The sequence below is a fragment of the Desulfovibrio piger genome (genome assembly GCF_900116045.1).
GTDB lineage: Bacteria > Desulfobacterota > Desulfovibrionia > Desulfovibrionales > Desulfovibrionaceae > Desulfovibrio > Desulfovibrio piger_A.
The window spans coordinates 654,054-666,440 of sequence record NZ_LT630450.1; the positions used below are offsets into that span (position 1 = coordinate 654,054).

The 12,387-nt window shown below is 58.2% G+C and carries 11 protein-coding genes, 1 other RNA gene and 1 pseudogene; 4 read left to right on the forward strand and 9 right to left on the reverse strand.

The genetic code is table 11. The annotated features are described in order from the left end of the window. Positions 1–57: 57 nt before the first annotated feature. Positions 58–401: pseudogene (tnpA, locus tag DESPIGER_RS03220) on the forward strand (IS200/IS605 family transposase). A gap of 434 nt (positions 402–835) precedes the next feature. Here the strand turns inward: tnpA (DESPIGER_RS03220) and ssrA are convergent. Continuing rightward, positions 836–1,216: a transfer-messenger RNA gene (gene ssrA / locus DESPIGER_RS03225) on the reverse strand. A gap of 149 nt (positions 1,217–1,365) precedes the next feature. Between ssrA and DESPIGER_RS03230 the strand changes: the two genes are divergently transcribed. Then, positions 1,366–2,703: a sodium-dependent transporter gene (locus DESPIGER_RS03230; protein WP_072332995.1), complete on the forward strand. Its 1,338-nt coding sequence runs from the start codon at positions 1,366–1,368 to the stop codon at positions 2,701–2,703. 229 nt (positions 2,704–2,932) lie between these two features. On the opposite strand, the gene aspA is transcribed toward DESPIGER_RS03230, so the two are convergent. Further along, positions 2,933–4,336 carry an aspartate ammonia-lyase gene (gene aspA / locus DESPIGER_RS03235; RefSeq protein ID WP_072332998.1) on the reverse strand — a complete coding sequence of 468 codons (1,404 nt, stop codon included), beginning with the start codon at positions 4,334–4,336 and terminating at the stop codon, positions 2,933–2,935. A 187-nt stretch (positions 4,337–4,523) separates the two neighbouring features. Here aspA and DESPIGER_RS03240 point away from each other — a divergent pair, with 187 nt between their 5' ends. Beyond that, positions 4,524–5,036 (forward strand): hypothetical protein, encoded by a 513-nt coding sequence (locus DESPIGER_RS03240; protein ID WP_156831624.1) that lies wholly within the window; start codon positions 4,524–4,526, stop codon positions 5,034–5,036. A 361-nt stretch (positions 5,037–5,397) separates the two neighbouring features. Here DESPIGER_RS03240 and tnpA (DESPIGER_RS03245) read toward each other — a convergent pair whose 3' ends face one another. Beyond that, entirely contained in the window at positions 5,398–5,853 is a 456-nt protein-coding gene (gene tnpA, locus DESPIGER_RS03245) for an IS200/IS605 family transposase (protein ID WP_072333004.1), read from the reverse strand. A gap of 208 nt (positions 5,854–6,061) precedes the next feature. Continuing rightward, positions 6,062–6,754: a tellurite resistance TerB family protein gene (locus DESPIGER_RS03250; protein ID WP_072333007.1), complete on the reverse strand. Its 693-nt coding sequence runs from the start codon at positions 6,752–6,754 to the stop codon at positions 6,062–6,064. Positions 6,755–7,121: 367 nt separating this feature from the next. Between DESPIGER_RS03250 and DESPIGER_RS03255 the strand changes: the two genes are divergently transcribed. Further along, complete coding sequence (locus DESPIGER_RS03255; protein ID WP_072333009.1) at positions 7,122–7,310, forward strand: hypothetical protein; 189 nt, start codon at positions 7,122–7,124, stop codon at positions 7,308–7,310. A gap of 155 nt (positions 7,311–7,465) precedes the next feature. On the opposite strand, the gene DESPIGER_RS03260 is transcribed toward DESPIGER_RS03255, so the two are convergent. The 5 genes from DESPIGER_RS03260 to DESPIGER_RS03280 form a co-directional block, all read right to left on the reverse strand. Continuing rightward, positions 7,466–8,596 carry a double-cubane-cluster-containing anaerobic reductase gene (locus DESPIGER_RS03260; RefSeq protein ID WP_072333011.1) on the reverse strand — a complete coding sequence of 377 codons (1,131 nt, stop codon included), beginning with the start codon at positions 8,594–8,596 and terminating at the stop codon, positions 7,466–7,468. 51 nt (positions 8,597–8,647) lie between these two features. After that, complete coding sequence (locus DESPIGER_RS03265) at positions 8,648–9,412, reverse strand: acyl-CoA dehydratase activase (RefSeq protein ID WP_072333014.1); 765 nt, start codon at positions 9,410–9,412, stop codon at positions 8,648–8,650. Beyond that, entirely contained in the window at positions 9,403–10,206 is an 804-nt protein-coding gene (locus DESPIGER_RS03270; protein ID WP_072333017.1) for an ABC transporter ATP-binding protein, read from the reverse strand. Before DESPIGER_RS03270 ends, DESPIGER_RS03265 begins: the two co-directional genes overlap by 10 nt. Positions 10,207–10,212: 6 nt before the next feature. Beyond that, a complete protein-coding gene (locus DESPIGER_RS03275; protein ID WP_072333020.1) occupies positions 10,213–11,049 on the reverse strand; it encodes an ABC transporter permease in 837 nt (278 codons plus the stop codon). An 87-nt stretch (positions 11,050–11,136) separates the two neighbouring features. After that, the gene (locus tag DESPIGER_RS03280) at positions 11,137–12,243 is read right to left on the reverse strand and encodes an ABC transporter substrate-binding protein (RefSeq protein ID WP_072333023.1); all 1,107 of its coding nucleotides are present in this window, start codon (positions 12,241–12,243) and stop codon (positions 11,137–11,139) included. Positions 12,244–12,387: the final 144 nt, after the last annotated feature.

Consider the following 12,387-nt stretch of genomic DNA (forward strand, 5'->3'; position numbering starts at 1 on the left):
AACATCTCGTTGCGGTCTGGCAACTGCAACAATGAAGCAAATCAAAAGGAGGTCACTATGAGTGACACAAGAAGTTTAGCTCATACAAAATGGAACTGCAAATATCATGTTGTATTTGCACCTAAATATCGTCGCCAAGTTTTCTATGGTGAGAAAAAGAGATCCATAGGCGAAATTTTGCGTAAACTGTGTGAATGGAAAGGAGTAAACGTCATCGAGGCCGAGTGTTGTCCTGACCATATCCACATGCTGCTTGAAATTCCGCCCAAAATGAGTGTCTCTGGATTTATGGGATATTTGAAGGGTAAAAGTAGTCTTATGTGGATACAGTAGGCAAAAATGCAACAAAAATTCGTGAATACATCCGTAAGCAGTTAGACGAAGACAAGCTGGGAACATAGCTCAGTCTTCCGTATGCGGGTAGCCCGTTTACGGGCAGCAAGTAACAGGTATGCAGATGTCAGATCGCTCTTTGCCGGTGGGTCTCTTTTTACGTGCGGCGTGCTTTGGCCTACATGAAGCCACCGCTCCCGCATGTGGTGAAAAACATGTCGTCCAGGACAGAGCGTGTATACCAGAGATTGGCGAGCGGCGATGGCCTGCCCGCCGAAGCGGCCAGCCTGCGTCATGCTTGCCTCCCGGGGATATCTTTGGGGTACATCTGGGGGTACCTGTTTGGGGATTGATAAATATACCCCCAAATGTACCCCCAGATAAAGTGTGCTGCTATGACACAAACAGGGACAAACCGGGACAGCAAGGGACTGTAACCCCGCGAAAAGAAAAGGCCCACGGTGCATTTTGGTACACCGTGGGCCTCTGGGACATGCGCTGATGGTGGAGGCGGGGGGAGTCGAACCCCCGTCCGAGAACATTCCACGCAAAGCGTCTACAGGTTTAGGTCAGGAACAGATTTCACCACCCTGCTCGCCCCTGACCGGGCACAGGGCAGCAATCCCGCCGGTACAGATCTCGTGGAAACTCCCGGCAGGCGCCAAGCTCCACCAGCCTGATGCGATGTCGCCAGCCGGACGTATCAGGCGTCGGCCCGTCTGACGTGACCATCAATGTGGTCAGGTGCCTCGCTGTTTTTAGGCAGCGTAAGCGTAGTCGTAATCGTTGTTGGCAATTACTTTTGTGCCGCTTTTTACGAGGCCAGCGGCGCCTCGACCTGCAACTTTGGTTTCCACATCCCCGTCGAAACCAATGCGCCCCCAATTGGGAAGTACTACTATAGGTTACAGCCCCCGCTTTGACAAGCTGTTTTTTATGGTCTGTGCACGACAGGTGAAAAGGTTGCACAAAAAAACTCCAGACGCTACAACCAGCCCTCCTAGAAGGTTCTTCAACCCGCACGGAGGATGCATGGCTCCTGCCACTCGAGATCTCTTTTCTTCACGACTGGGCGTCCTGGCGGCGACGCTGGGCTCCGCCGTCGGGCTCGGCAATATCTGGAAATTCCCCTCACTGGTCGGCCAGAACGGCGGGGCCTCATTTCTTGTGGTCTATCTGCTGGCATCACTCTGCATCGGGCTGCCGCTGATGATATCGGACCTCAGCCTCGGCCGCGCCGGGCGCAGCAACGTCATCAGCATCTTCCAGAAGCTGGCCCCCCGCACCGGCTGGTGGCTGATAGGCCTTTCAGCCATCATCAGCTGCCTGCTGATCCTGGGCTTTTATTCCGATGTGGCCGGCTGGGTCTTTGCCTATATCCTCAAATCCGCCACAGGCACCGTCTCATCGACGGATCCGGCCGCGGCCCAGGCCAGCTTTTCCTCTTTGCTGAACGACGGGCCTGTGTCGCTGTTCTGGCAATGGCTCGTCCTGCTGCTGACGGGGGCCATCATCATGCGCGGCGCCTCGGCTGGCATCGAAAAAGTGACACGTGTCCTGATGCCCGTCCTCTTCCTCCTGCTGGTAGGCGTCTGCATCCGCAGCCTGACCCTGCCGGGAGCCTCGGAAGGCTTGCGCTTCCTGTTCATGCCCCAGTGGGAACGGGTGGACGCTTCCGTCATCATGATGGCCATGGGACTGGCGTTTTTCAAGATGTCCCTCGGCATGGGCTGCATGCTGACCTACGGCAGCTACTTCAAGGAAGACGTCAATATCCCGCTCATGGCCACCCGCGTCATGATCTGCGACCTGCTGGTCTCCCTGCTGGCCGGCATCGCCATCTTTCCCGCCGTCTTCAGTTTCGGCTTCCAGCCTGCCGAAGGACCTGCCCTGCTCTTTCTGACCATACCGGCCGTTTTCTCGTCCATGCCGGGCGGAACCTTCTTTGCAACGCTTTTCTTTATCCTGTCCGCCATCGCCGCCACGGGCGCCATACTTTCCCTGCTGGAAGTCCCTGTGGCCTGGCTCTCCGAGCGCTTTTCCCTGCCGCGGAGCAAGGCAGTGCCCATTCTGCTGGCCGGGCTCGTCCTGCTGGGCCTGCCGGCGACCCTCTCCACCGGTCCTGCGCTTCAGGATGTGAAACTGTTCGGCCTGACGTTCTTCGACCTGTACGATGCCCTGTCGTCCACCATCCTGATGCCGTTGAGCGGCATCGTGACGAGCCTGTTCGTGGGCTATTTCTGGGAAAAAGAGCAGATGCTCGCCGCCCTGGGGGGCGGGATGCCGGCCAGACTGGTGCGGACCCTGTGCCGTACGGTGACGCCGGTGCTCATCACGCTGGTGCTGCTGCACGGTCTGAACATCATCTGAGGTGACGGATCAATCCTCTGCCGTTTGTTTCAGCACTGATCGCTGAGGATCGCTCTGGTCATCGCCCCCAGGGAGTGTTTCCCTGCATGCCCGGCTCCAGCCGCTCCCTCACCACAGCGCCACGCAAAAAGCCCGGCATGGGCCGGGCTTTCCTGCTTTCTGGTTTCCGGCTTCCACTGTCGCGTCAGCTGTCAGACAGGACGGCCCGGCAGACTGTTTATTCTTATTATTAAAGCATCACTTCAAAAAAAGGATGGATCATATTTTCCGGCAGCAGCAGCTCATCCAGTTCTTTCCGTGTAAGCAACTGCTTTTCCAGAACAAGATCCATGATGGAACGCCCGCTTTCCAAGGCTTCTCTGGCGATGCCGGCCGACGTCTCATACCCGAGGCGGGTATTCAGGGCCGTAACGATCCCGATACTGTTCTCCACCAGCTGACGACAGCGGTCAGCATTGGCCGTGATCCCCGCGACACAGCGTTCCTGCAGGGTGCTGAATGCCCTGGCCAGCCTGCGGATCCCTGTAAAAAGCGTGAAGGCGATGATGGGCTCCATCACATTCAGTTCCAGCTGCCCGGCCTCGGCGGCCAGGGTGATGGTCACGTCCTTGCCGATGATGTCGAAAGCCACCTGATTGACGACCTCGGGGATCACAGGGTTGACCTTGCCCGGCATGATGGAAGAACCAGGCTGCATCCGCGGCAGGTTGATCTCGTGGAAGCCTGTGCGAGGACCAGAAGACAGCAAGCGCAAATCATTGCAAATTTTTGAGATTTTTATGGCTACCCTTTTCAGGACACCGGATGTCTGCACATAGGCGCCGGTATCCCACGTTGCCTCCACCAGGTTGGTGGAGAGCCTGACAGGGATATCACTGGTCTCGGCCAGGCGGACGACCGCAAGCTGCGCATAGCCCTGGGGCGAATTGATGCCTGTCCCGATGGCTGTGGCACCCAGATTGACCTCCAGCAGCAGCTTCTGCGCGTCATGGATGCGCTGGATATCTTCTCCTATGGTCGTGGCATAACTGCCGAATTCCTGTCCCAGGGTCATGGGCACAGCATCCTGGAGCTGTGTGCGTCCCATCTTGACGATGTGGGAAAACTCCACGCTCTTGGCCGCAAAGCCCTTTTGCAGGGGAAGCATATGCTCCACAAGGTAATCCAGCAGCCGGAACAGGGCCAGCCGCAAGGCTGTAGGATAGACATCGTTGGTCGACTGCGAGCAGTTGACGTGATTGTTGGGATGGCAATACTCGTAGGCCCCCTTGGGATGCCCCATGATCTCCAGTGCCAGATTGGCGATGACTTCGTTGGCATTCATGTTCGTGGACGTGCCGGCCCCGCCCTGGATGCAGTCCACAGGGAACTGGTCGAGCATGTTCCCGGCCAGGATGTGATCACAGGCGGCACAGATGGCGATGCCGATATCCCGGGGCAATACCTGCAATTCCATATTGGCCAGGGCACAGGCTTTCTTGACACAGGCCAGGGCCCAGATCATTTCCGGAAACTGGGAAAGCGGCGTCCCGGAGATATGGAAATTGTTCATGGCCCGCAGGGTCTGCACGCCATAGTACACCGAATCGTCTATGGTCAATTCTCCCAGAAAATCATGCTCCAGCCGGCTCATGGGACCTCCTGTGGCTATACCGAAAAAGACCACGCCACGCAGCGCGGATACCGGGATCCTGATTCAAAGCCTACCGGGATGCCGGAGCAAAGTCCACTGCTCCCCTCCGCGCAGCTCTTGCCAGCGGCAGCAACGCGCTGTAGGTTCGCCAGAGAAGAAAATCTCGGAAGATACAGGAGAAAGCAGCATGATATTCTTTTGCAGAAAGACCTCCACAGCCGACGGCAGGACACGCTGGTCCGTGTGCGTACCGACCCTGATGGGATTCACCACCATCGCCTGGTTCTACTCGGAATCCCTGGCGGACAATTTCATCCGTCATCTGGAAAGCAATGAAGAAGACCGCCATCTGGCCAGCCTTGATGCCTGGCGTGAATTCCAGTTCCGCCTGGACTTCATCTGGAGCGAAAAACTCCAGCAGGAGCGGGGTCTGCTGGAAAACCACTGGCAGGATATCCAGAAGGTCCTGGAAGCATACAATCAGCGCATTCGTGCGCTGCTGCACGATACGGCCAGCTATCACAGCGAAGCCTTCACGGCCATCTGGAATGAAAGCTTCCAGGAATTGGGGGCCATCCCCGGGCTGGAGAAACTGGCCCAGACCCTGCATCAGCAAAGCCGTGTCCTCCACAGCCTCAAGACGGAGATCTCTGCCCGGGTGCAGCCGGTCATGCCTGCAACGCCGCAACGTCTGAACTGATCCTTTCCTCTATGCAAAAGGGCACACCGATGGTGTGCCCTTTTTTTATTCATCGACAAAAAATACACCGCGTCAAATTTCGATTTAAGACGCTAAAAAATTTTTTCCGACCCTTGACTCACAAAAAGCGTTCTTTTGCTCTCAGAGGAAATACGCGCCTTTTTCTGTTGTGGGCGCTCCTGACCCTTTTCCAGACCCGCCCGCTCCTGCGCTGACAGACCACAGGGACGCACCAGGGCCCATGAATCAGAACCACCCGCAAAGCGGGTGGTTTGCTCTGGCCCTATAAGGGCCTATTACCGGCTGCGCCTAAAGACGCTGGCTTTCACGTTGTTCAAGCCCAGTGCCCTTGCCGCCTTGACTACCCCTTAAAGGGGTCTTGATATTCGCGTGATGTCAGCTTGTCTCTTATAATATCGTGGCGTTCCTGATCCTGGATATACTTTTTAATCGTTGCCTCATTAAGCCCCACCGTACTGACATAATATCCTTCGGCCCAAAATTTTCTGTTGCCGAACTTATACTTAAGGTTTGCGTGTTTATCGAATATCATCAACGAACTTTTCCCTTTCAGGTAGCCCATGAAATTTGCCACACTGATTTTAGGAGGTATGGACACCAGCATGTGGACATGATCCGGCATCAGATGCCCTTCCAGAATCTCAACCCCTTTATATTTGCAGAGACATTGCAAAATTTCTTTTATACTTTCACGAAGCTGTGCGAAGATTATTTTCCTTCTATATTTTGGAGTAAAGACGATATGATACTTGCACAACAACTTCGTATGTGCTAAACTATGAGCCTGAGTTTTCATAACAAAAACACCTTTCCGTTAAAGTTGCGATGGGCTTGAACAACTTCATCGTATCGGAAAGGTGTTTTTGTGTGTATAACGTATTGTCTCCACCCGCATAGCGGGTGGTTTTTTGTTTCGCGCCTGTCAGGCGCTCAACAGGCTAAAGCCCATAAAGCAAAAAAGGCCACCCGCAAAGGTGGCCTTGGGTCATCCCCCACTGAAGAAGCTAGCCGGCATGCGCGGCCAGCTGGGCCTTGGCCTGACGGGCCTCTTCCTCCAGCTGTCCCTTGCGGGCCTCGGAGATCTTCAGGGCCGCGGCAAGGGCATCAAGGTAACTGCGCTCCATGAAATGGTCGATGTCCACGATCATGCATGACAGGCGGTACAGGTCTTCCCCCTGCTCTGCGGACCGGATCTCCGCAGCCAGAGCAGCAGGATCGATGGGGGCATTCAGCAGCTGCCCCAGCAGGGCATTGGTATCCTGGCCGGGGGCCATCTGCGCGACGACCTTGCTGATACGGTCCTGTTCCGTCGCATCGATGTGCCCGTCCGCCCGTGCGGCGAACACCATGGCGCGCAGCAGGAGCCGGGCCGTAGGATCAAGCTCCGCAGAAGCCACAGCCGCCACCGGCTGCTGGACAGGAGCCGATGCCGCAGGCTGGTTTTCTTTCTGGGCCTGCGACCACTTCTGGTAAAAATTCCAGGCTACCGCACCCGCACCGACCAGGGCGGCGTTCTGCAATGCTCCCTTGGACATGAAGGATCCCAGCAGCGCCCCCAGGGCACCAGCACCCATCAGGCCACCAACACCACCGGGCGCGGCCTTGCTCAGACCGGAAGCCTGTTCTTTGGCCGTATCCATAAGAGAACCAAGCGTCTCACCAATATTCTTTTTATTGAAGATGTCGAAAAGGGACATATATACCTCTCATGTTGGTATCCGGCACAGGGGTATTTTCCCGATATTCCCTGTGCGTGAACAGCGTGTGTCGGAGTACAGATAAGGTCAGGCAGCAAGAAGTCAAGAGGGATGGCCCCTGCCCTGCTTGCCGGTGGTCTTTTCCTTTCTCCATGCAGCCAAACCTTCCTTGCCAGGCACAATACCGTGACAGGCATGAAAGCCGTGGGCCAGCGACCGAGCCACGCCGTATCCGTATTTTTTCTCCTGCTTTCATACTATTGGAGTTACATACAATCGTCACACAACAGACACGCTCACGTTCCTTTTTTTGTCTAGTGTGGCTTCTGTAAAGGCAAGGCTTTCTTTCACTCCAAGGAGAAAGATCATGACCAAGAGAAAACAGCCTCCCATCGAATGCCGCTTGCGCCCCAACTATACGAAAAAATGCATCGCCTGCGGACACGGCCCGGTGGTTGATGTCTATACGCGAGATGGCCATTTCGTAAACAGCACGGCCATGTGCGGGGCGTGCAGCTTCGGCAAGGAAAAATACGCCGACCCTGAAAACTGGTAGCCGACACTGTTGGAACTCCCCAATCCCTTCCTTCCCCCAGCAGGAAAGACGCCATGACAAATACTGTCACGGCGTCTTTCATCCATGTCGCACAAATCCATACTAAATTCGATAATTACGACATGTTGCCATATATATACCCCTGACAGGCCGCCTCAGGACAGCATCTCCAGAAAGGCTTCCAGCCGGACCTTGAGCTGTTCCGTATCCGCACCGGAATAATCCGTCACCACCTGCAGGAAGGGCAAGCCCAGCTCTTCGCGCACGAATTTTTTGACGCTCCAGGATTCGACATCGTACGGCTGACACCCCTGCCATGTCAGATCGACCACGGCATCCACGGCAAAGTCCCGGGCCAGGTCCCGCAGGACACTGTAGCGGTGGGGGTTGGGCGACATGACGGCACAATGCATGTCCAGATAGCGGCGGGCCAGGACATCCAGGGCATCCCCCTCCTCTGCCATGTCCAGCAGGACTTTCTTGTAACAGGTGCAGTTGTCGATACAGACCACGCTGGCGCCGCATTCTTCCAGCAATTGCACCACCTTGTGCGATCCCATGCCTGTGGGGACGCCTGTCAGCAGGATGCGGGGCGCATCAGCAGCCACGGCCGCCGGGGCATCCTGCAATTCCGCATGGATAGCCTCCAGCAGCCGGATGGCCTGCTCATAGTCCGGCATGAATGAGGCCCGGAAGCAAATATCCAGCAGATCAAGCCCCCGCAAGGGCGACGGACGGCGGCGGGCCAGATCCAGCACCTTTTTCAGGGCCTGCCGCAGGCGGGAGGTCAGATCCATGGCAGCCCGCAGCTTTTCTTCCGTTATACGGACGCCAAAGTCCTCTTCCAGGCGCGCCACCAGCAGGGCGTACTGCTCACGCCAGTAGGCATGGGCGCGCTCGTCCTGGATCTGCGGCAGCTGCAGGACCATCACGGGCTTGTAGGCAGCCAGCAACTCATACATCTTTTTTTTGCCATCACAGGTGGCATCCGCCACCACGATGTCCGAAGCTGCCAGATAGGGGCAGCTGTCCTGCAGGGCAAAGCCGAAGCTGCTCTTGATCAGGGGGCACAGACAACGCGGCAGGACCTCTTCCGCCACAGGGATGGAGTCCTGCTTCGTGCCGCACAAAGAGACCGGCACGGCATCCGCCGCAAGGGCGATCTCCAGCGGTGAATAGATGCAGAACTGCCCCACGACCTTGCGGCCTTTTTCCCTGGCTTCCTGCAGGGCCAGCACATTACGGCTGGTCACATCCCGAAAATGTTCAAGACTGGCATATGTCATCGTGATTCTCCCATGCGCCCCGGCGCCTTGCCGGTGTACGCCGTTACGTTGTCAGCGGGCCGCCACAAGGGCCGCTCCCAAAGCCCCCACGGTCTGGGGATCGTCAGGTACATTGACCGGAACGCCCAGTTCTGCCGCAAGCAGCCGGCTGAATGCCGGACTTGTGGCCAGGCCTCCGGTAAAGGTGCATTCCCGCCTCAGCGGGACACGCGCGGCCAGCCCCCGCATACGGCGTGCTATGGACAGGAACACCCCCGCAGCGATATCGGCCGGTGCTGTTCCCTGCGCCAGCAGCCCGATGATCTCGGTCTCGGCAAACACAGCGCACATGCTGGAGATGGATACGGGCTTGCCCGCGGCGGCGGCCAGTCCCAGTTCCGGCAGCTCCATGCCCAGGATACCGGACACGACCTGCAAGAAACGTCCTGTCCCGGCCGCGCATTTGTCGTTCATGACAAAATCCTGCACGGCGCCGTCTTCCACGGCGATGACCTTGCTGTCCTGTCCGCCGATGTCCAGTACCACCCCTGTGGCGGGAAAAAGCCAGGAGGCACCGCGCGCATGGCAGGAGATCTCGGTCACGACCTTGTCGGCAAAGGGCAAGGCCACACGGCCGTAACCTGTGCCGACCACACGCCGCAGGGCCGCCGTTTCCACTCCCGCAGCGCGGCAGGCGGCCTGCATCACCTGTTCCCCGGCTTCACGGCTGTTCCAGCCGGTGGGCAGGACGGCCCGTCCAAGAACGATCTTTTTTTCCTCGTCCAGCACTACGGCCTTGGCGGCCACAGAGCCCACGTCTATACCAGCTACCGGCATGGACAGCCTCCTGCCTCGCTTTTCTGTTCACTGCGCATGCCAGCACCCGAATCCAGCATTTCCAGGATGGACGCCGTCAAACGCGCATAGGCCGGATCACCACGGTGGCGGGGCCGGGGGATGTCCACCGGTATGACAGTACGGATCGTCCCCGGACGCGCCGACATGACGACGACCCTGTCGGCCAGATACACGGCCTCGTCCACCCCGTGGGTCACGAAAAGGATGGTGGTCTTGTGATGTTGCCAGATGCGCAGCAGTTCCCGTTGCAGCAGGATGCGGGTATGCGCATCCAGCGCGCCGAAGGGTTCGTCCATCAGCAGCACATCGGGCCTGTTGGCCAGGGCCCGCGCGATGGCCACACGTTGCCGCATGCCGCCGGAAAGCTCATGGGGCATGGCACGGGCAAATGCGGCAAGATCCACCAGCTCCAGGTATTCACGCGCCACCTTGCGGCGCTCCTCACGGCCTGTCCCTGCAAATTCAAGTCCCAGCGCCACATTGTCTTCCACCGTACGCCAGGGCAGCAGGGAATATTCCTGGAACACCATGCCCACTTCACGGCGCGGTACCTTCACCGGCTGGCCCCGGTACAGGATCTCGCCCTCACTGACAGGCTCAAGTCCGGCAGCCATGCGCAAAAACGTCGATTTGCCGCAACCGCTGGGCCCCACGATGCAGATGAACTCATTCTCCTGCACATCCAGATCCAATTCCTTCAGGGCCAGTATCTCACCTTCACGCAAACGAAAGCGTTTGCGCACCCCTCGGGCAGAAAGCACAGTCTCCGTCATACGTGCCTACCGGGAAAACTGTTTCCAGGCGTACTTGCGCCGTTCAATCCACTGGAAGGCCATATCCAGCAGGGCCCCCACCACGCTGATGCTGATCATGCCGGCAATGACCACGTCCGTACGCCCCACGGTATAGGCATGGGTGATCAGGTACCCCACCCCGGAAAGACTGCCGGGCAGCATCTCCGCAGAAACCAGGCACATCCACGCCACCCCAAGGCCTATACGCAGGCCGTTGACGATGGATGGCGCCGCGGCGGGCAGCAGGATCTTGGTGAAGATGTCCCGCTCGGACGCCCCCAGCACCCGGGCCGAATCAACCAGCGTACGGTTGACCGTCTGCACACCATGTACGGCGCTGGTCAGGATGGGGAACAGCGCACCGATGAATATGATGAACAGCATGGAAATCTTCAGATTATTCAGATAATAGTATAATTCGCTCCGCGGCAGGCCCATGACCGTCGCCAGGCTGCTGACGCCGAACCAGGCCAGCACCAGCGGTACCCAGGCCAGGGGCGGGATGGGGCGGAACATGCCCAGAAAAAGATTGAGTAGGCGATGCAGACCGGCATAATAGCCCATGGCCACGCCCAGGGGCACCCCCAGCAGCACGGCTGCCGCATAGCCGCAGAGGACACGCACCAGGCTGATGCCGATGTTGCCTGCCAGCGTGCCCATGGCGATGACATTGTCCAAAGGGTGCGCCAGCAGGGCCCCGATCTCCTCCAGCGGGGGAAGGATAAGGCTGTTGCCCACCAGTGTCGCCATGAATTCCCATATGAGAAAGAAGAGCACAGGCACCAGAAGAGGCGCCGCCCAGAAGATGATGCGTCCCGGCATAGTCGACCTGCAAGCGATGGATGACCTGCGGCAGAGGATCCTCCCCCCTGCCGCAGGAAAAGAAACGGCAATTACGGACAGTCCCAGCTATTTTCCGCTATCAAGGAAGGATTCGTCGAGCAGCAGGGGCCGGGCCTGTTCCATGGTCTTGTGACGCAGGCTGCCGCTGAACTTGTTCATGCTGTCCAGGATACGCAGATAGGTATCCGCGCCGCGCAGCCAGCTGTCACTGAAGCTGCCCAGGAACACAAGGCTGGACTTGCGCCCGGCTTCGGGCGGCAGACCGATCCACTGGGCGGCGATCTCACCGGCCTGCTGGGGATGGGCATTGCACCAGGCCCCCACGCGGGAGATCAGGGCCACGAAGGCCCGGACGACTTCGGGATGCTTGGCGATCATCTCTTCAGAAGCCACCCCCACACAGCAGGGGAAGTTGGCCCACTGCCCGGCGGGGGGCAGTTCGCCCAGATTGACCAGCACCTTGCCGATGCCGCGGGTCTGGGCCACTTCAGGAAAAGGAGAAGGACCGACAACAGCTTCCACCTGCCCGGCGGTCAGAGAAGCCAGCAGGTTGCTGGTCTCCTTCAGGTCCACCAGCAGGACGTCGGCCTTGCTGTCCGAAGGATCAAGCGTCACCTTGAGCCCGGCTTTGACCAGCGCGCCTTCCAGCACGATCTTGGGGGCGCTGGTAGGCGAATGGAAGCCGATTTTGACAGGTTCCTTGCTTTCTTTCACGCGCTGCAGCAGGCTTTCCCAGCTGGTCAGGGAAGAATCCCTGGGCACCACCAGCGCCATACCTTCCGTCTGCAGAGGGCAGACGATCTTCATGGGCGTTCCCTTGTCGATACCGGCCATGATGGCCGTGATGGAGGCGATGCCCATGTCCAGATGCTTCTGGGCAAAAAGCGTGGCGGTCTCGGAACCGCTCTTGGCCACGACCAGATCGAGGATGGCAATGGGTTTGCCGTCCTTGACGAGCTCATAGCTCTCACGTTCCACAAGGGGTTTCAAATAGACGCCCAGGTCACGGAAGGCCTCGCCCCGTGATGCCGCTACCTGAAATGGGGAATGGTGGGTGGTGAAGATGAAACCGGTCTTGAAAGCCGGCAGTTCACCGGCAACGGACACGGAACACAGTCCCAGCACAGCGATGCCGGCCACGGCCAGCCTGCTCAGGATGGACGAAACGAACATGGGCAACCCCCTTTTTGTGATGATGTGACCACCACGGTCACGAAACGGCAGGCCATGCTGCCGTCGGGCACAAAAAAACCGCGCGAGACTGCGCGGAAGTGATGGGGTGTTGCGAGCTTGCCCGGAGAAAGGCGACGAAAACAG

Coding starts and splice junctions, on each gene's coding strand:
- DESPIGER_RS03230 (WP_072332995.1), top strand. CDS start 1,366: ATGGCTCCTGCCACTCGAGATCTCTTTTCTTCACGACTGGGCGTCCTG.
- aspA (WP_072332998.1), bottom strand. CDS start 4,336: ATGAGCCGGCTGGAGCATGATTTTCTGGGAGAATTGACCATAGACGAT.
- DESPIGER_RS03240 (WP_156831624.1), top strand. CDS start 4,524: ATGATATTCTTTTGCAGAAAGACCTCCACAGCCGACGGCAGGACACGC.
- tnpA (WP_072333004.1), bottom strand. CDS start 5,853: ATGAAAACTCAGGCTCATAGTTTAGCACATACGAAGTTGTTGTGCAAG.
- DESPIGER_RS03250 (WP_072333007.1), bottom strand. CDS start 6,754: ATGTCCCTTTTCGACATCTTCAATAAAAAGAATATTGGTGAGACGCTT.
- DESPIGER_RS03255 (WP_072333009.1), top strand. CDS start 7,122: ATGACCAAGAGAAAACAGCCTCCCATCGAATGCCGCTTGCGCCCCAAC.
- DESPIGER_RS03260 (WP_072333011.1), bottom strand. CDS start 8,596: ATGACATATGCCAGTCTTGAACATTTTCGGGATGTGACCAGCCGTAAT.
- DESPIGER_RS03265 (WP_072333014.1), bottom strand. CDS start 9,412: ATGCCGGTAGCTGGTATAGACGTGGGCTCTGTGGCCGCCAAGGCCGTA.
- DESPIGER_RS03270 (WP_072333017.1), bottom strand. CDS start 10,206: ATGACGGAGACTGTGCTTTCTGCCCGAGGGGTGCGCAAACGCTTTCGT.
- DESPIGER_RS03275 (WP_072333020.1), bottom strand. CDS start 11,049: ATGCCGGGACGCATCATCTTCTGGGCGGCGCCTCTTCTGGTGCCTGTG.
- DESPIGER_RS03280 (WP_072333023.1), bottom strand. CDS start 12,243: ATGTTCGTTTCGTCCATCCTGAGCAGGCTGGCCGTGGCCGGCATCGCT.